Annotated in this window: 20 protein-coding genes; 8 read left to right on the top strand and 12 right to left on the bottom strand. The window is 39.6% G+C overall.

The window, feature by feature from the left end; all coding sequences use genetic code 11:
* Positions 1–29 precede the first annotated feature (29 nt).
* The gene (locus tag OC25_RS24210; RefSeq protein ID WP_039482083.1) at positions 30–428 is read left to right on the top strand and encodes an RNA-binding S4 domain-containing protein; all 399 of its coding nucleotides are present in this window, start codon (positions 30–32) and stop codon (positions 426–428) included.
* Between the two features lie 99 nt (positions 429–527).
* Here OC25_RS24210 and OC25_RS24215 read toward each other — a convergent pair whose 3' ends face one another.
* On the bottom strand, positions 528–1,292 hold the full coding sequence (locus OC25_RS24215; RefSeq protein ID WP_039482085.1) for an EcsC family protein: 765 nt from the start codon (positions 1,290–1,292) through the stop codon (positions 528–530).
* A gap of 110 nt (positions 1,293–1,402) precedes the next feature.
* Between OC25_RS24215 and OC25_RS27120 the strand changes: the two genes are divergently transcribed.
* A complete protein-coding gene (locus tag OC25_RS27120) occupies positions 1,403–3,316 on the top strand; it encodes a redoxin domain-containing protein (protein WP_052266426.1) in 1,914 nt (637 codons plus the stop codon).
* An 89-nt stretch (positions 3,317–3,405) separates the two neighbouring features.
* Here OC25_RS27120 and OC25_RS24225 read toward each other — a convergent pair whose 3' ends face one another.
* Positions 3,406–3,888: a nucleoside deaminase gene (locus OC25_RS24225; RefSeq protein ID WP_039482088.1), complete on the bottom strand. Its 483-nt coding sequence runs from the start codon at positions 3,886–3,888 to the stop codon at positions 3,406–3,408.
* Positions 3,889–3,957: 69 nt separating this feature from the next.
* On the bottom strand, positions 3,958–4,557 hold the full coding sequence (locus OC25_RS24230; protein WP_039482092.1) for an OmpH/Skp family outer membrane protein: 600 nt from the start codon (positions 4,555–4,557) through the stop codon (positions 3,958–3,960).
* Positions 4,558–5,120: 563 nt separating this feature from the next.
* On the opposite strand from OC25_RS24230, the gene gyrB reads away from it, so the two are divergent.
* The 4 genes from gyrB (at position 5,121) to OC25_RS24250 (ending at position 8,916) form a co-directional block, all read left to right on the top strand.
* Complete coding sequence (gene gyrB, locus OC25_RS24235; protein WP_039482095.1) at positions 5,121–7,079, top strand: DNA topoisomerase (ATP-hydrolyzing) subunit B; 1,959 nt, start codon at positions 5,121–5,123, stop codon at positions 7,077–7,079.
* A 150-nt stretch (positions 7,080–7,229) separates the two neighbouring features.
* Positions 7,230–7,568, top strand: a complete 339-nt coding sequence (locus OC25_RS24240; RefSeq protein WP_039482098.1) for a PadR family transcriptional regulator — start codon at positions 7,230–7,232, stop codon at positions 7,566–7,568.
* Positions 7,568–8,230 carry a hypothetical protein gene (locus OC25_RS24245; RefSeq protein WP_039482102.1) on the top strand — a complete coding sequence of 221 codons (663 nt, stop codon included), beginning with the start codon at positions 7,568–7,570 and terminating at the stop codon, positions 8,228–8,230. Before OC25_RS24240 ends, OC25_RS24245 begins: the two co-directional genes overlap by 1 nt.
* Before the next feature lie 80 nt (positions 8,231–8,310).
* Complete coding sequence (locus OC25_RS24250) at positions 8,311–8,916, top strand: hypothetical protein (RefSeq protein ID WP_156131574.1); 606 nt, start codon at positions 8,311–8,313, stop codon at positions 8,914–8,916.
* 150 nt (positions 8,917–9,066) lie between these two features.
* Here OC25_RS24250 and OC25_RS24255 read toward each other — a convergent pair whose 3' ends face one another.
* From OC25_RS24255 to OC25_RS24295, 9 genes are all read right to left on the bottom strand, one after another.
* Complete coding sequence (locus OC25_RS24255) at positions 9,067–9,993, bottom strand: bestrophin family protein (protein WP_039482112.1); 927 nt, start codon at positions 9,991–9,993, stop codon at positions 9,067–9,069.
* Positions 9,994–10,020: 27 nt separating this feature from the next.
* Complete coding sequence (locus OC25_RS24260; RefSeq protein WP_052266427.1) at positions 10,021–10,518, bottom strand: hypothetical protein; 498 nt, start codon at positions 10,516–10,518, stop codon at positions 10,021–10,023.
* A 220-nt stretch (positions 10,519–10,738) separates the two neighbouring features.
* Positions 10,739–12,088: a sensor histidine kinase gene (locus OC25_RS24265; RefSeq protein ID WP_039482115.1), complete on the bottom strand. Its 1,350-nt coding sequence runs from the start codon at positions 12,086–12,088 to the stop codon at positions 10,739–10,741.
* A complete protein-coding gene (locus OC25_RS24270) occupies positions 12,089–12,766 on the bottom strand; it encodes a response regulator transcription factor (protein ID WP_039482119.1) in 678 nt (225 codons plus the stop codon).
* 174 nt (positions 12,767–12,940) lie between these two features.
* Entirely contained in the window at positions 12,941–13,477 is a 537-nt protein-coding gene (locus OC25_RS24275) for an SRPBCC family protein (protein WP_039482123.1), read from the bottom strand.
* 64 nt (positions 13,478–13,541) lie between these two features.
* Entirely contained in the window at positions 13,542–13,937 is a 396-nt protein-coding gene (locus OC25_RS24280; RefSeq protein WP_039482129.1) for a group III truncated hemoglobin, read from the bottom strand.
* Positions 13,927–14,361, bottom strand: coding sequence for a hypothetical protein (locus OC25_RS24285; protein WP_052266428.1), 435 nt, complete (start codon positions 14,359–14,361; stop codon positions 13,927–13,929). The genes OC25_RS24280 and OC25_RS24285 overlap by 11 nt, the downstream gene beginning before the upstream one ends.
* A gap of 64 nt (positions 14,362–14,425) precedes the next feature.
* Positions 14,426–14,851: an aspartyl protease family protein gene (locus tag OC25_RS24290; protein WP_039482131.1), complete on the bottom strand. Its 426-nt coding sequence runs from the start codon at positions 14,849–14,851 to the stop codon at positions 14,426–14,428.
* A gap of 143 nt (positions 14,852–14,994) precedes the next feature.
* Positions 14,995–15,933, bottom strand: coding sequence for a malate dehydrogenase (locus OC25_RS24295; protein WP_039482133.1), 939 nt, complete (start codon positions 15,931–15,933; stop codon positions 14,995–14,997).
* 142 nt (positions 15,934–16,075) lie between these two features.
* Here OC25_RS24295 and OC25_RS28040 point away from each other — a divergent pair, with 142 nt between their 5' ends.
* Both OC25_RS28040 and OC25_RS24300 read left to right on the top strand, forming a co-directional pair.
* Positions 16,076–16,216: a hypothetical protein gene (locus OC25_RS28040; protein WP_156131575.1), complete on the top strand. Its 141-nt coding sequence runs from the start codon at positions 16,076–16,078 to the stop codon at positions 16,214–16,216.
* Between the two features lie 206 nt (positions 16,217–16,422).
* Positions 16,423–16,875, top strand: a complete 453-nt coding sequence (locus OC25_RS24300; RefSeq protein ID WP_039482135.1) for a lipocalin family protein — start codon at positions 16,423–16,425, stop codon at positions 16,873–16,875.
* Positions 16,876–16,929: the final 54 nt, after the last annotated feature.

Here is a 16,929-nt window from a genome sequence, read left to right on the forward strand (position 1 = left end):
TTAACCGAATTGCGTACTTTTGTAGCTTTATGACAGAAACAGAAAAACTCAGGATCGATAAATATTTGTGGGCCATCAGGTTGTTTAAAACCAGAAGCCTGGCTACTGATGCCTGTAAAGCGGGAAGGGTAAAGCTTAACGGCCAGAACATTAAACCATCGGCCATTGTAAAAATCGGCGATGTTTACCAGGTATCGAAAGGAATTGAAAAGAAGGTGATTGAAGTGGTCGAATTTTCTTACAACCGAACTGATTCGCCAACGGCTTTAACCAAATATAAAGACCTTACCCCGGTTGAAGAAACGCATGCTTTTAAATCGGCTTTCCATGCACCAACGCTTAAGCGCGATCGGGGAACAGGCCGCCCAACCAAAAAAGACAGAAGGGAAACCGACGATTTGTTGGGTGGGATGTTTGAAGAGGAATAGTTAGTTTTCAATTACCAGTTTTCAGTTCGCAATTAACAGTTTTGAGTTACCAGTTTTCTGCACGCGTAATGTTAACTGCCAACTGAATCGCTACTTTACTCAGCTGTTTAGTTTAGGGTTTTCTTCTTGCGTACTGATAACTGCATACTGCAAACTGAAATATCTCAAACGGTAACTCATCATCGCTGTTTTGCCCAGTTTTTCAATCAGTTTATAATTGGCTACAGCGCCGACTGCCGCACCTACAAAAGGCAACATTTGAGCCAGTTTGGCCAGATCGATATAATCGCGGTATTGCTGCTGGAAAGTTAACCAGTCAAATTCATCAATATTGGTTGGTAACTGGTGGGCTTTATTATCCCAATCCTGCATTTTAATAAAAACCTGCTGACTTTCTTCTTTGCTCGAAAAAGCGAGCTGAAAAATGTGCAGGATAAACAAACGTTCGCGGTAATCTTTTACATCGTAGCCATAAATTGCAGCGATATCGAAAAGCATTTTCATTTTTATACCCAGTAGCAACGGAAAATCGGCCAAACTCATTAAAAAACCACCCGCACCGGTAATACCTCCTTCTGCAGCACCAGTATTCTTATAATTTTCTATCTTTTGTTTAATCAATGCCTCGCGATGCATCAGGGTTAAATCGGTAACCGGTTTCGAAGTGGTAAAAGTAGAGCCAAAAAGAACCGCTTTAACCATTTGTTTGATGGCTGTAGTAATGGCCTGGTGTACTTTATCAGGAATAACGCTGTTTATTTTCTTTTGCACCTTATCGGTTACCTTACTTAAGAACGATGGTTTCTGTAAGGTTTTAAACTTCCAGAACCCCAGTTCGCTGGCTATTTTTTGTTCATAGGTCATGCAAAATCTGCTACAATAATTATTCCTTAAAAATTAACACAATTTAATGATTAAAAACCAATAGAAAACGATATATTTAGTTATCTAAAACAATATCTAAACCTTTCATTATGAAAACATTAAAAATCTTGTCGTTATTGTTGCTTGCTGCCAGTGCAGTACAGGCACAAGGCGTAAAATTTGCCGTTAATCAGCCGGCTGCGGGTAGTAAAATCAAGTTTACCTATACGCCAAAGGGTACCAATCTCGAAAACCTTGCCGATGTTAAATGTACCAGCTTCACTTTCTTTTCTGGTACAAACCCAAAGAATGCAAAGGTAGACCTGGTTAAAGATGGCGAAATTTACAGAGGAGAAATTGCTACACCAGATAGCGCAACCGTTGTAGGACTGGCCTTTTCGGTCGGCGATCAGAAAGACGAAGCTCCTGCCGGCTATGTTTTAGCGCTAAGCAAGGGCGGTAAAGTAGCTGCTGAAACTTATATTAACCAGGCTTTTTTATATGGCCTGGCAGGTAATTATTATCTGGGGCTTACGCTCGATCCTGAAAAAGCTGAAGGGCTTTACAAACAAGCTTTTGCCTTAAAGCCTGCGCTTAAAAAGAAAAATTTATACCAGTATTTGTCGCTTGCCTATAAAACAGATAAAGAAAAAGGCACCAAACTGATTAACGAAAACATTCAGCAACTGGCTAAAATAAAAGTGCCGAAAGAGGAAGATCTAACCACTACTTTAAACCTGTATAATTTGTTAAAGGAAAAGCCACAGGCTGATTCGGTTAAAGCCATCCTGCTTCAAAATTATCCAAAAGGTAATTATGCTTACGGGCAGGATATGAATGCGCTTTACACCACCAAAGATTTTGCCGGACAGGAGAAAAAGGCTCTGGAGATGATTGCCAAATATCAATATGATCCTGCTAAAAAAGCAGATGAAGGTAAGTTAAATTCCATTTACAATGCTTTAGCTGGTTCAGCTGTAAAAGCCAAAGATTTTGATAAGTTTGAGTTGTACAGCAGCAAAGTAACCAATAAACAGAGTAAAGCTGGTTTATACAATAATTTTGCCTGGTCATCAGCCGAGAAAAAAGAAAACCTCGAACTCGCTGCCAAACTTTCTAAACAGTCGCTTGATTTGATTGAAGCAGCCAAAAAAGATGAGGTTCCAGCTTATTTCTCTTCAAAAGAGGAGTACATCAAATCGCTTGACAGGGCCTATGCCATGTATGCCGATACTTATGCGTTATTGTTGCATCATCAGGGGAATAATGAAGAAGCATTGGCTTATCAGGAAAAAGCTAAAGCCTATAACGATGCCAGTGGAAACGAAAGGTACGTAACCTATTTAAACTTAACTGGTAACAAAGAAAAGGCCTATACTGAAGCCGAAAAAATTATCAAGGAAGGCAAAGGCACTGATTCTTTGAAAACAATTTTCAAAAGCCTTTATACCACTTTAAAGAAAGCAGGTTCTTATGAAACTTATATTGCCAATTTAGAAAAGGCTGCCATTGCCAAAGAAAAAGCAGAGTGGACCAAAAAAATGATCAACATTCCGGCACCGGGCTTCTCTTTAACCAATTTAAAAGGCGAAACCGTTAGCCTGGCCAGTTTAAAAGGTAAAACGGTAATCTTAGATTATTGGGCAACCTGGTGCGGGCCATGTGTGGCTTCTTTTCCTGGTATGCAAAAAGCGATGGCTAAATACGCAAGCAACCCGAATGTGGTGTTCCTGTTTGTAAATACCTGGCAAACTGAAGATAACCGAGAAAAACTGGTAACTGATTTTCTGGCTGAAAAGAAATACAATTTTAACGTGCTTTACGATACCAAAAATGCGAAAGACCCTTCAAAATTTGATGTGGTGAGTGCCTACAAGGTAGATGGCATTCCAACAAAATTTATCATTGATGGCAGCGGCAATATCAGGTTTAAAGCCGTTGGCTTTTCGGGCTCAGATGACAGCGTAGTTAAAGAAATAGATGCGATGGTGGGCTTGCTGGCCGAAAAGGAATCGAGTAAATAGTTATAAATAAAACGATCGTCATCTCGACTGGGGTATAGTGAGTTAAATTTCTCTGCTTCGCTACGCTCCGTTCGAAATGACGATCTCTGTTAATAGGTAATCCGCAAAGGCGAGGTTTCCCAAAGTTTAAAGGCTTCCAGCGCTTCATCGCGCATCAGTTGTACCACGGGTAAAGTTCTTTTATCCATAGGTTTTTCCAGTTCATCGTAAATAAATTTATCGCTGAAACCAATGTTTTCGGCATCGGTTTTGGTGTTGGCGTAATAAATGGTTTCGATCCGTGCCCAGTAAATAGCGCCTAAGCACATAGGGCAGGGCTCGCAGCTGGTATATACCACGCAGCCACTCAAATCGAAGGTACCCAATGTTGTGCAAGCCATTCGGATGGCCGATACTTCCGCATGGGCAGTAGGATCATTGGTTGAAGTTACTTTATTGGCCGATCCGGCAATAAACTTACCGTCTTTTACAATCACTGCACCAAAAGGGCCACCGATATGCTGGTTCACATTTTCTACTGATAGCGCTATGGCCATTTGCATAAATTCTTCGTGTTGTCTGTTGTTTTCCATGGTAAGGGTAAGGTACAAAAAAAATGCCCCGATTTTGTTTCGAGGCATTTCTGTTTAGTATTTTAATACTTATTTTTTGCTGTATTCGGCATTTAAGCCTTTAATTACTTCTGATGTTACATCTAAGCTTTCATCGGCAAATAAAATAGCGCTGTTACCTTTTGAGTAAGTTAATACCATTTTATAGCCTTTTTCTTTGGCGTAAACTTTTAAGTATGCAGCAACTTTATCGTAAAGTTTCTCGTTTTCAACAGCTTGTTCGTTTTGTAAAGCACCACCTGCATTTTGCTGGTAAGTTTGCAATTCCTGTTGTTTACGGGCTAAACGCTCTTCGGTCGATTTACGTTGATCGGCTGATAAGGTTTGTGCTGATTGCTGGTACTGGGCTACTTCGCGTTGAAAAGCCTGTCCTTTAGCTTGCATATCGGCCTGTGCATTTTTGGTTTTACCCTCAAATTTCACCTTAAGATCTTTGAAATATTCGTATTTTGTTAACAAAGAATCGGAGTTAACATATACAATTTTCTCACTTGCAGCAACTGCTACAGTAGGGCTATCTGTTTTTTTTGTTTCAGTAGTTTTAGCTTCTTTGTTCTGGCAGGCAGTGAAAGTTGTAATCAAAGCTGCTGTTGCAAATAAACCAAAGGTTTTGAAGGTTCTTCTTTCCATTATTGTTTAATAAATTTTAGCAAACTTATATAAATTAGTTTTTAAATGCAATTTAAAGGCAATCTGGTAAATAAACGATTATTAAACGGTTAAATTTTAATGGGTAAAGCAATTTGCAGCATTTCATTTTAAGGTTAGGCCCGCTGTCCGTTTTATTTCATGCCCACTACCATCGGGTTTAGGTGGCCAATTGCTACTACTATTGAAAGCTGCATAGTGCAAAATGATCTGCGTATTGTTCCATAGGAACGGCTGCCGGGTAGCCAATTGTATAATTGGCGTTTTCGTTCCGTAAGAACGGTTGGTGGGTGTTTCCGTTAATTTTAGCAAGTTGGTGGCAAGCCAAACCCGATTGAAATGGAAAGCGCCCGGTGCTTCACCGGGACTTGTAATGTAAAGCGGGAGTAACGCTGAAATGGAATACAGGTTTTGCTTTTCAAACCCGGTTTAAAGGCATTAAAAAAGTGCCGAAAATAATCTCCTAACAGCCTAAAACTTATCCACATATTAGCTTAATTGCCAAAATTTCCGTATTTTTGATACTTATAGTTTTTAATTAATATATGAGCGAAGAACAGGATTTAAAGTCAAATTATTCGGCAGATAATATACAGGTTTTAGAAGGTTTAGAAGCGGTGCGTAAGCGCCCTTCGATGTATATAGGTGATACGGGTGTTAAAGGATTACACCACTTGGTTTACGAGGTTGTAGATAACTCAATCGATGAGGCGTTAGCAGGTTATTGTACTGATATTCTGGTAACTATACACGAAGGTAACTCCATTACTGTAGAAGATAACGGGCGTGGTATTCCAACTGGCATTAACACTAAAGAGGGTAAATCGGCATTAGAAATTGTAATGACGGTACTGCACGCCGGTGGTAAATTCGATAAAGATACTTACAAAGTTTCCGGTGGTTTGCACGGTGTGGGGGTAAGTTGTGTGAACGCCTTATCAACTCACGTTAAAACGGTTGTGCACCGCGAAGGAAAGATTTTTACCCAGGAATACGAAAGAGGTAAGCCTTTGTTTGATGTAAAAGAAATTGGTACATCTGATCGTACTGGAACAATCCAGACCTTTCAGCCAGATGCCGAAATTTTTACCCAAACTTTAGAGTATAAATACGATACACTTGCAGGTCGTTTACGTGAGCTTGCTTTCTTAAATAAAGGCATTAAGCTTACTTTAACAGATGAGCGTGAGAAGCTGGATGACGGAACGTTCTTATCAGAAACTTTCCACTCTGAAGGTGGTTTGAAAGAGTTTGTTGCCTTTTTAGATGGTACGCGTACCTCGTTATTGGTTGAGCCGATTTATATCGAAGGTATTAAAAACGGTGTGCCGGTAGAACTGGCTTTCCAATACAACGATAGTTACTCGGAAAATGTACACTCGTATGTAAACAACATCAATACCCACGAAGGTGGTACACACATTGCAGGTTTCCGCAGGGGTTTAACCCGTACGTTAAAAAACTATGCCGATAAGGAAGGTTTGTTAAAGAACGTAAAAATGGAGATTACCGGCGATGACTTTAGAGAAGGTTTAACCGCGGTAGTTTCTGTTAAGGTAGCAGAACCTCAGTTTGAGGGGCAAACCAAAACCAAACTGGGTAACAGTGAGGTTATGGGATCGGTTGATGTTGCAGTAGGAGAGGCGCTGGGTAATTACCTCGAAGAAAACCCTAAAGAAGCTAAATTAATCATCAATAAGGTTATTTTAGCCGCTACTGCCCGTGCAGCGGCCCGTAAGGCCCGCGAAATGGTGCAACGTAAGAGTGTAATGGGCGGTTCGGGTTTACCTGGTAAGCTGGCCGATTGCTCTGACAGTGATCCGGAAAGATGTGAAATTTACCTGGTAGAGGGTGACTCGGCGGGTGGTACCGCTAAGCAAGGTCGTGACAGAAACATTCAGGCTATTTTACCTTTAAAAGGTAAGATTCTGAACGTAGAGAAAGCGATGGAGCACAAGATTTACGAAAACGACGAGATCAAGAATATGTTTACTGCAATTGGGGTAAGCATTGGTACGCCGGAAGATGATAAGGCTTTGAACTTAACTAAACTGCGTTACCACAAAATCGTAATCATGACGGATGCTGATATCGACGGTTCGCACATTACGACCCTGATTTTAACATTCTTCTACCGTTATATGCGCGCGTTAATCGAAGCCGGTTATGTTTATATTGCATCGCCACCACTTTATCAGGTTAAAAAAGGTAAAGATTTCGAATATTGCTGGAATGACACGCAGCGCGATGCAGCTGTACAGCGTTTAAAAGGTGCAGGTAAAGAAGAAAGCGTACACATTCAACGTTATAAAGGTTTGGGTGAGATGAACGCCGAGCAATTGTGGGATACCACTTTAAATCCGGCTACACGTACTTTATTGCAGGCTACTATTGAAAGTGCTGCAGAATGCGATCATACGTTCTCAATGCTGATGGGCGATGAGGTTGCTCCACGCAGAGAGTTTATTGAGCGTAATGCGAAATATGCTAAGATTGATGCTTAAGTAGCAAAAAGCTTAAAGACTAAAGCTGAAAGCAAAATATATAACCCTCTTCAAGTTAAGCTTGGGGAGGGTTTTTTGTTTCAAATGATATTTATTTTAAAAATTATATACATAAATTTCTTATGTATGTAAAAATGTATACATTTGTTTATGGCAGTTAACAACGAACTATTTAAAGGTACCTTGCAAACTATTATCCTAAACCTTTTAGCAGAAAATGAACGGATGTATGGTTATGAGATTACCCAAAAGGTAAAATCGATCACTCAGGGAGAATTACTGTTGAAAGAAGGAGCACTATATCCGGCATTACACAAATTAGAAGCTGAGGGATTGCTTGAAACCACAACAGAGGTGGTTGAAAACAGGCTCAGGAAATATTACTCCTTATCTAATGATGGTGAGAAAGAGGTAGTAAACAAGCTCCGGGAAGCAAAAGATTTTATTGCCCAGTTACAGTTATTATTAAACCTTAAACCAAGCTTTTAATGGAATTAACAACAGAACAGCAGCAAGAAGTAGCAAGTTTAGTTTCGGGAACGACGAAATACAAAGAGACTTATGATGAAGTTTACGATCATGTATTGAATCGTTTGACGGCCGAGAACCAGGTTTACAGCTTTACTTTGGTTGATGAAATTTTAGCAGAAGATTTTGGTGGGGAAACAGAAATTTTAGCTAACGAGACAATTCATGCCAAGCGCATTACCAAACAGTATTTTAGACTATTTAAAGGCGAAATTATAAATGCTTTTAAGTGGCCTCAGTTACCTGCAAATTTGGTAATGATAATGAGTTGGGTATTCCTATATTATACTACTTTAAAAACCGGATTTAATACCAAACCAATCAATGCATCAATTGGTATTGTTGTAATACTGATGTGTTTGTTCTATTATTTAAAAAGATATTATTTAGATCGGAAATTACAAAAACCATCAATAAAGTATTCTTTTTTACAAGCATCGACCTCAATCGGTGTGTCGTTTTATGTGTTTATGTTTTTTTGGTTTCTTTCTCCTGATAGTATAGTGGAAATCAGTCGTAATCTAAAAACCATTCTCGTATTAAGCCTTTTCTGTTGTACCTCTATTTATTTAAGGGCTTTTATCAAACTTTACAATAAAAAAATCAAAGTTTTAGCGGTTTAATTATGACACTTAATCAGGAGCAGTTATTCGAAATTAAAGCCTTTATCGAAAAGAAAGGATTTACCTACATTGATGTGCAGATGGAAATTTTAGACCATATTGCTTCATTAGTTGAAGAAAAATTGAATGCGAATCCCAATCTGAGTTTTGCAGACGCTACAGCTGAAACATACGAATCATTTTGCATAACAGGACTTCATAATATCTCCAATGAAATCATTAGTTCAATAAGTAAAAGATATAGCCGCTACTTCTGGAAAAGCTTTGCTTCACTTTTTGGCTTTAGGTACATTTTAATCAGCTGTTTTTTTGTATTAGCTGCCTATAAAATGCTTGCCTTTATAGGAAAAGATGATTTTTATAAGTTCAATATCATCTGTATGCTTGTTGCCATTGTTGGGGGCTTATTCGCTGGTTTTCTGATTAAAGATTATAAAAAATACCTATCCTTTAAATCGGGAATTTCTTTTCTTTCTTTTTTAATGACTGGATTATTTTTCACCAATTTATTGATAAATAAGGTGCCTGCAAGTATTACAGTTTTTTCGCTTAACGCCTGGCAGGTAGCAGCAGCTGGATCGGTTGTGTTGTTTGTAGTTTATTTTATTTCTGCCTTCAAAACTGCCAAAACTGGTATGAATGAAAGCAAATCACTAATTGAAAAATATAAAATACTATATGCCTAATTAGGTAAGGTACCGATATACAAAAAAGCCATTCAAAAATTTCGAATGGCTTTTATTATTTGTACACTTTACTATAACCGCACCTCATCCAAGGAGCAAACTATAGCTCATAACTAACCGCTATCAAACGATTTTCTTTATTAACCGGCACTATAAGATATAGTATGAGCCTACAGGCGCCAGTTCTGTCTGAGGTTTATCCTCGTATATTTTATTGTCATCCAGCATCTGGCAAAGATCGCGTTCTATGTTCCTGCAAATGGTAGTTGTAGGGGTGTCAGTCGGTTTATTTTCAAAAGGATCCTGAAGGTGTACGGCCATTTTCTCTACCAAAAGGAAAAATGCTGCAATAGCTACTACCAAAGGAACTTCCATGTAGCCGAAGTATTCGATTAAACCAAAAGGAAGCAATACAATAAACAAGTGGATAGACATATTGATGTATTTACTGTAGGTAACCGGAAAAACTGTGTTTTTAATCCTTTCCGATCCACCCATGTGGTTACATAAAGCCGTAATGGTTTTATCAATCTCTATCTGCTGGTATTTGTTTATCCAGCCTTCCTGCAGCGCTTTTTTAAGGTCCATGGCATGTAACTCCAATATTGATGTGGTTACATTTTTACGCTTTTTAATAAAGGCCATTTCTTCAGCGCACAGGTATTCTTCGAGGCCTTTGCGGGCGTTAAACCCTCTTAACGACTGGCTTAAGGCGTAACACCAGGCAATTTGCCTTTTAATAAACCTTTCTTTAAAAGTTTCGATTTCTTGTGAGCCATAAGGGTTTTCTACAAATGATAATATCTGGCGGGATATAGACCTCGAATCGTTAACTATCGCCCCCCAAAGGATCCTGGCCTCCCACCATCTGTCGTAAGCCTGATTTGAACGAAAGGCTAACAATAGTGAAATGATGGTTCCCAATAATGCCGGTACTGCAACTGGAATAGAGATGCGTGTAACATGGAAGTTCTCGTACAGCACTACAATACCAATTGAGTAGCCTATCACAAACAGCAGTTCTTTTTTGATCTTCCCGAATATATAAGTGAGCGGAATATTATTTCGTAACAGCATATGATAATTTTTTTAAGTGATTTTTAATTAAGCACTTGCTTCCTGCAACTGCGTTTCCTGAATCTTGGTGTCGATTAAATTTTCTGTAGCAAGAGGCGTGGCCGATGTTAATTCAATTACCGGACAACCTGCACGTCCGGTTAAAAATTTCGGATCGATGCTGTATTTATTGATCGGTGTAAAATTGTAGCCTCCCAAATAAGCAATGCAGTCTACATCAAAAGCTTCGATAAAGTTTTTAAAGGCAGCAACGGTACTTCCGTAAAAATATTCAAGGCCAATGGCTTCAATGCGGCCGGCATGTTTGGCTTTTGCCTGATTTAATTGCTGGTAAAACTCATCACTGATGTTTTCATAATCGCGGCTGCGGCGACTCAACATCAACATGTCGGTTATCGAATCTGATAACTTAAATGCATGAACAAAAATGATATGAAATGTTTCGGTTGGCTGATTCTGAACAAGCGCATCGATAATGTTAATGCTTCCTAATTTAAAATCGGTAGGTACTAAAATTGTTTTCATGGCTTTCTCTTGTTAAATGAATTAAATATTTATACAAGTTTAGCCCGATGTTATTACAGCGAAATAAGAACGGTATTAGAATGAGATTAGAATTTAATTTAGAGAAGCAATAATCAATAGTTCTCAGTTGGCAGTTTTCAATTTTCAGTTGGATTAAGCTATGGACTATTGACTAATGAACCATTGACTAATGACTAATGAACGATTGAACTAATGAAACTTACACCATGGTTGGCAACAAAACCTTAATCTCTGTACCAACACCTTCCTGCGATTTAATGGCAATACTACCACGGTGGAGGCGGATAATGTTTAAAGAAAGTGGAAGGCCTACGCCATAACCTTTAAAGTCGTTGGTGTTCGATGCCCGGTAAAAGGGTTCGAATATATGTTGTATATCGGTTTGTGGAATCCCGATCCCTCTATCGGTAACAGCAATAGAAAGGGTGTGTATATTGCTTTCTATGCTTACGCTTACCAGCTTTTCGTTCGAATATTTGCAGGCGTTGCTTACAATATTGTTCAAAGCCAGTTTCATCAGGTTTTTATTTGCCCTTAAAGTAAGCAGGCTTTCATCGTCAGGAAGTTTGCTGAAATCGATTTCAATTTTACTGTTTGGATGCACCTGGTTAACTGAATCTTTAATTTCCCAGAGCAATTCATCCATTCTAACTTCTTCCCAGGGTTGGTTTTTACCATTAAAACCCGATTGTGCCAGCCCGAGCAAACTGGTTAAAATGTGTTCCAGTCTTTCGGCTTCGTCTTTAATTTTAGCCAGGGCCTTTCCCTGTTTCTGCTCATCATCAATGTTTTTCATGGCCAGCTCTACTTCTCCACTGATAATGGTTAGGGGCGTTCTTAATTCGTGAGAAGCATTGCTGATAAAGTTGTTCTGCGTTTCGAAGGCCGTTTCCAAACGGTTAAGCATGTTGTTAAAAGTCTGGGCCAGTTGCGACATTTCATCGTTTCCGTCTTTAACATCCAATCTTAAGTGTAAATTTTCTGCCTTAATCCTTTTTACGCTTTTAATGATATTACGCAAAGGCATGAGCATGTAGTTGGAGAACTTCCAACCGACAATGAACGATAAAATAACAGAAAGGAAAAAGCCAATGATCAGGATTCTTTGGAGATCTTTCAATTCGCGAAAGCCAAAGGGATCGTTTGCCGACACAATAACAATGTAGCCGTTGTTGTTATTTTTAAAGAATTTGCCCGCATAGAAATGGTTTTCTATCCGGTAACGGGCCATGGCACCTGTGTTTATCCGGTTGTAAAAACTGGCTGGTAACTGGCGGTCGAGAGCTTTAACTTCGCCGGCCCGCATAATATATTCTTTTTCTGAAGGTAAGCGCTCCAGGTACTGGTTACGCATTTTGGCATAAGCCTTATTGTTAACGTCTTCGGTGAGTTTAATCTGGGCAGCAATTTTAACCCTGGCCTCTAAACGCTTGTAAAAATCTTCGAAAGCAAACTCGTTAGAGAAATACCATACAAAACCGCTGAGCAGCGAGATGATAACTGCCGAGAGAATGGCAAAAAGTAAAGTGATTTTTTTTGCAATCTGCATCTATTTTTCTTTTAGCACATAACCAAGACCTACCGCAGTGTGAATCAGTTTCTGACTGGCATTTTTATCTATTTTTTTGCGGAGGTAATTTACGTAAACATCAACTACGTTGGTGCCCAGGTTAAAGTCTATATCCCAAACGTTCTCTAAGATATCAATCCGCGATAAAATTTTCGATTTATTTTTGGCCAGGTACTCCAACAGGCGGTATTCGGTGGCCGTGAGTACAATTTCCTGCTGACTGCGTTTTACGGTTTTGGCACTCAGGTTAATTTGCAGGTCGGCAATGGTGATGATCTGGTCTTGCGTAGTAAGGCCGCTGTACCGTCTAAGCAACATCCTGATCCTTGCAAAAAGCTCGGCAAACTTAAAGGGTTTAATCAGGTAATCGTCGGCACCGTTATCGAGCCCGTTTACTACATTTTCGGTAGTGCCCAATGCGGTAAGCATAATGATGGGCGTTTGGGGCTTATGCGTTTTGATGATTTTGCAAAGCTCCAGTCCATTTATTCCAGGTAGCATAATGTCGAGAATGATGAGATCGAAATCATGTTCCGAAGCCATCTGTTTACCAATTAAGCCATCCGGGGCAATACTAACCGTAAAGCCTTCTTCCGTAAGTCCTCTCGATACTACAGAAACCACACTCGGTTCATCTTCTACAAGTAATAAATTCATTTAAGCAGCAAATAATCTAAAAAATAGCGAATTACAAAATATTTAGCACCAGAAGTTGTTTTTTAATGCTTTTTTAACGTCAAAGCGACACAATTGTTTGCGTTTATGGCTTAAACAAAAAAGAAAGCTCCTCAATTTTGGTTGAGGAGCCTTTAATATTGGTGCCAGTGAAAATTAACTTCCTTTTTCTGACTTTTCTTTTAACGATTTTAAGCCATCTTCGAAATCTTTGCCGATCATTTTATCCATGCTTACAAAAACGCACATCCATTTCGAAATCATATTGTTTTCGCCGCTCATGGTCCAGGTTACTTTTTGTCCGGCACCATCAGGCTGAATGTCAAATTTAGTATCGGCTAAACTCTCGAAAGGTTTAATGAATTTTAGTTCGATATCTACATTGGTACTTGGTTTGGCTGTTAATATCGTCATCGATCCCTGTCCGGTTTCTTTACCTTCCCAGGTGTACACGTGGCCAGGCTGCTCAGGCGTACCGGCATAGGTGGTTTTAGCACTTGGCTCCATTTTAGCCCATGGGTTCCATTTGTAAAATTCTTTAAAATCGGCAATGTTTTTATAAATAACACTATCAGGAGCGTTAATTACAGTGCTGCGACTAACAGAATAGGTTTTTGGTAATACCAGTCCGCCTATAACAAAGATGATTGCCAGTACGACAATGATACCTACTAAGATTTTCAGAAATTTCATGTTTTGATTGTTTTGGTTAACTTAAATTTAGAAAGAAACCAGTATAAATCAAAACAATATTTGTTTAAACGATTTTGATCTTTGATGGTGGTGCATTCAGTTTAAAGTGCATCAAATCAGCAATAGACTGCGCTTTTTGTTTAATGGTTTCGGCATTTGGTCCGGCAAATAAATCGTCAACAGTCTGGTAAAACAGGTTTTTCCAGGTCTCAAATTCTGCGGTTTGTAGTGGTTTTTTATCATTCAGGGCAAAATGGGTAAGCATCGGGTTGCCTTTATAAATGGCTTTACCAAAAAGGATACTTTCCCAGAAATCGTACATTTTAGGCAGGTGATGTGCCCAGTCTACTTTCGCGATTTGAGTAAAAATTGGCCCGATTTTATCATTCAACTGAACCCTCTCGTAAAAACTATCGACCAAAAGTATAATGTCTTCCCTGGTGTTAATATCATTTTTCATGACGCAATGTGTTTAGGTTTAAGCACCCCAGTATGATGAGCAATAAAAGTTTAATGCTTTCGGTAATAATGTACAAAATATGGTGGTGGCTAGCGGGTGGAGGGCTGCCTGCCAGCACCAGTTTAGCCCTTTCATCTAACAAAGGTAGCAGCCAAAAAGTGTCGGCCAGTAAGATAATTGCAAGGATAATAAGTAGCCTGGTTTGAATGCTTTTGAAGGGTGCCGGAAAGGAACAAATTAAAATAATAACCAAAAGTACAATTTCGATTTTGTTAAGTGCCTGAAAAACCAGCTGGCCGATACCCAAGCCTAAGGGGATGGTAATGCCAGGCGCCTGAAATTTGAGTGGCGCTTCCAAAAAACTGATTCCGGCAATTAATCCCGCCCAGAAAATGAGGCAAAAACAGGCAATTAACTTCTTCATTTGATACAAATATCACCTAAAAATGAGCTGTAAAAAATGATTACCGTCATAAAAAGATGAATTGTTATTTGTAAAGCTTTAAAATCATTTTGTTGTAATCGATAACGGCTTTATACTGCATTAAAATATCGCCGCCAATAATGCCCGAAATAGGCGGGTGGCCAAATTGCTCGTAAGTATCGCTCACCGATTGCAGATCGAAAGCAACGGTTTCGTAGTTTTTGATTTTTAGCGAGCCTATTTTCAGCTCGGGGATAGTAGCCTGAATGGTGGTTGTGGTGGTAAAAAGGGTAGCTGCATTAATTTCTTCAGAGACCTGTAAGGTTTCGGCCAGGTGTTGCTCAATTAAAGCCTTGTCGAACACGCTGCGCGATGCTCCCGTATCGAGCACCACTAAACGGGTTGCTTTAAAAACAACCACTTCTACTAAAAGGTGGTAGCCATCATCTTGCAGGTTAATGAGTTTAAGCGGTATTGAAATTGATCTCATTGTTTATTGGTATCGGTTCCCCTCAGGTAAGCCGGGCAACCCTATTTAAGTATAAAAAAATGCCACAGAAACGCTGATTATACGGATAATAAATCTATTCCGTGTTTCGGTGTTTCCGTGGCAAAAAAGAAGTGATGCGCGTACTAAACCAGTTTCATTTCTGCCAGTACACTGTTCATGTTTCTAACGGCATCGGCACTTTTGTTAAATGCAGCCTGCTCATCGTCAGTTAATTTAAAGTCGATAATTTTTTCCCAGCCGCTGCGGCCAATAATTACCGGTACACCTAAACAAATATCGTCCTGTCCGTATTCGCCTTCTAAAGAAACGCAGCAGGTAAACAGTTTTTTCTCATCGCGTAAAATGGCTTCAACCAAGGCAGCGCCTGCAGCACCTGGAGCGTACCAGGCCGAAGTGCCGATAAGGCCGGTTAAGGTTGCACCGCCTACCATGGTATCGGCTGCTACTTTATCTAAGGTTGCTTTATCCAGTAAATTGGTTACCGGTAAGCTCTGGTAGGTAGCCAAACGGGTTAGCGGAATCATGGTGGTATCGCCGTGGCCGCCAATTACAAAGCCTTGCAAATCGTTCGGGTTGCAGTTTAAAGCCTGCGATAAGTAAAACTTAAAGCGCGAGCTATCTAAAGTACCACCCATACCAATGATACGGTTTTTAGGCAGTCCTAACGATTTTAGCGCCAGATAAGTCATGGTATCCATTGGGTTGCTAATCACAATAATAATGGCTTCCGGAGAGAATTTTAATATATTTTCGGCTACGCCTTTTACAATGCCGGCGTTAATGCCAATCAGTTCTTCGCGGGTCATGCCGGGTTTACGCGGCAGGCCCGAAGTAATTACTACCACATCCGAACCTTCGGTTTTACTGTAATCGCCGGTTACGCCGGTAATTTTGGTGTCGTAACCCAACAGGGTTGCGGTTTGCATCATGTCAATGGCTTTACCTTCGGCAAAACCCTCTTTAATATCTAATAATACAAGCTCGTTAGCCAGTTCTTTACGTGCAATATTATCTGCACAAGTTGCGCCAACTGCGCCTGCTCCTACAACCGTTACTTTCATATATCTAAAATTTTATGGTTTGCTGTATAAATATCAATCGAAGGTATAAATAAATATAAGGTTTAAAAATGCTTTTCAAAACTTTATAACAACTGCGGCTGTAACGAATCAATTGATGCTGTAACTCCGAAACTGATCAGGTATGCCCCCCGCAATTGATGCGACAGGCCTGGCAATTGGTACCGGCAGGGCAGAAATTGAGGCTGTATATGCCGTAATTGATAGTGGAAGGGTAGAAATCAACACTATACGGCTAACATTCAATACCGGTACAGAAACATAGGATACTGTATGCTGACCAATTGACAGTGGAAGCGAAGCAATCGATACTGGAGGCCCAACAATCGATACTGTACACTGACCAATTGACAGTGGAAGCCAAACAATTGATGCTGTACACCAAACAATTGATCGTAGCAGGTAAACATTTGATTTATTAGCTAAAACTTTATTTCTGTTATGCTGGTTAATTGATTAAAGCCTGTTATCATGGAAAATAAACCTATTTCGGATATCGATTATAAAGCCTTTGAAGGGAAATGGTATTCCTTATATTCGATACCAACCTTGCTGGATAAACATTGGAAACAAACCACCGAGACTTATACGCTTGCAGCCGACGATCATTTTGATGTATATACCACCTATCATAAAGATGGAAAACCTGAAGAAAAATCGATCACCTCGAAACTGTTTTTCGATCAGGATAAAGCGGATGGAGATATGAAAGCCCAGTTTTTATGGCCTTTTAAAATTGGTTACTGGATTATCGAACTGGCCGATGATTACAGTTATGTGGTGGTTGGTCACCCCGATGAAAAATATCTGTTTATTATGGCCCGCGAACCCAAAATGGAGGCCGATTTACTGGTACATATTATTGAAAGATGCAGGCAAAAGGGTTATGAGGTGAGTGATTTGGTTAGTCAGGAGCATTTTTGATTTAAACCTCGCAGGTTTTAAAAACCTGCGAGGTTTGTTTAGTCAAGCTACTGA

The organism is Pedobacter kyungheensis (assembly GCF_000812965.1).
Taxonomy (GTDB): domain Bacteria; phylum Bacteroidota; class Bacteroidia; order Sphingobacteriales; family Sphingobacteriaceae; genus Pedobacter; species Pedobacter kyungheensis.

Coding starts and splice junctions, on each gene's coding strand:
- OC25_RS24210 (WP_039482083.1), top strand. CDS start 30: ATGACAGAAACAGAAAAACTCAGGATCGATAAATATTTGTGGGCCATC.
- OC25_RS24215 (WP_039482085.1), bottom strand. CDS start 1,292: ATGACCTATGAACAAAAAATAGCCAGCGAACTGGGGTTCTGGAAGTTT.
- OC25_RS27120 (WP_052266426.1), top strand. CDS start 1,403: ATGAAAACATTAAAAATCTTGTCGTTATTGTTGCTTGCTGCCAGTGCA.
- OC25_RS24225 (WP_039482088.1), bottom strand. CDS start 3,888: ATGGAAAACAACAGACAACACGAAGAATTTATGCAAATGGCCATAGCG.
- OC25_RS24230 (WP_039482092.1), bottom strand. CDS start 4,557: ATGGAAAGAAGAACCTTCAAAACCTTTGGTTTATTTGCAACAGCAGCT.
- gyrB (WP_039482095.1), top strand. CDS start 5,121: ATGAGCGAAGAACAGGATTTAAAGTCAAATTATTCGGCAGATAATATA.
- OC25_RS24240 (WP_039482098.1), top strand. CDS start 7,230: ATGGCAGTTAACAACGAACTATTTAAAGGTACCTTGCAAACTATTATC.
- OC25_RS24245 (WP_039482102.1), top strand. CDS start 7,568: ATGGAATTAACAACAGAACAGCAGCAAGAAGTAGCAAGTTTAGTTTCG.
- OC25_RS24250 (WP_156131574.1), top strand. CDS start 8,311: ATGGAAATTTTAGACCATATTGCTTCATTAGTTGAAGAAAAATTGAAT.
- OC25_RS24255 (WP_039482112.1), bottom strand. CDS start 9,993: ATGCTGTTACGAAATAATATTCCGCTCACTTATATATTCGGGAAGATC.
- OC25_RS24260 (WP_052266427.1), bottom strand. CDS start 10,518: ATGAAAACAATTTTAGTACCTACCGATTTTAAATTAGGAAGCATTAAC.
- OC25_RS24265 (WP_039482115.1), bottom strand. CDS start 12,088: ATGCAGATTGCAAAAAAAATCACTTTACTTTTTGCCATTCTCTCGGCA.
- OC25_RS24270 (WP_039482119.1), bottom strand. CDS start 12,766: ATGAATTTATTACTTGTAGAAGATGAACCGAGTGTGGTTTCTGTAGTA.
- OC25_RS24275 (WP_039482123.1), bottom strand. CDS start 13,477: ATGAAATTTCTGAAAATCTTAGTAGGTATCATTGTCGTACTGGCAATC.
- OC25_RS24280 (WP_039482129.1), bottom strand. CDS start 13,937: ATGAAAAATGATATTAACACCAGGGAAGACATTATACTTTTGGTCGAT.
- OC25_RS24285 (WP_052266428.1), bottom strand. CDS start 14,361: ATGAAGAAGTTAATTGCCTGTTTTTGCCTCATTTTCTGGGCGGGATTA.
- OC25_RS24290 (WP_039482131.1), bottom strand. CDS start 14,851: ATGAGATCAATTTCAATACCGCTTAAACTCATTAACCTGCAAGATGAT.
- OC25_RS24295 (WP_039482133.1), bottom strand. CDS start 15,933: ATGAAAGTAACGGTTGTAGGAGCAGGCGCAGTTGGCGCAACTTGTGCA.
- OC25_RS28040 (WP_156131575.1), top strand. CDS start 16,076: ATGCCCCCCGCAATTGATGCGACAGGCCTGGCAATTGGTACCGGCAGG.
- OC25_RS24300 (WP_039482135.1), top strand. CDS start 16,423: ATGGAAAATAAACCTATTTCGGATATCGATTATAAAGCCTTTGAAGGG.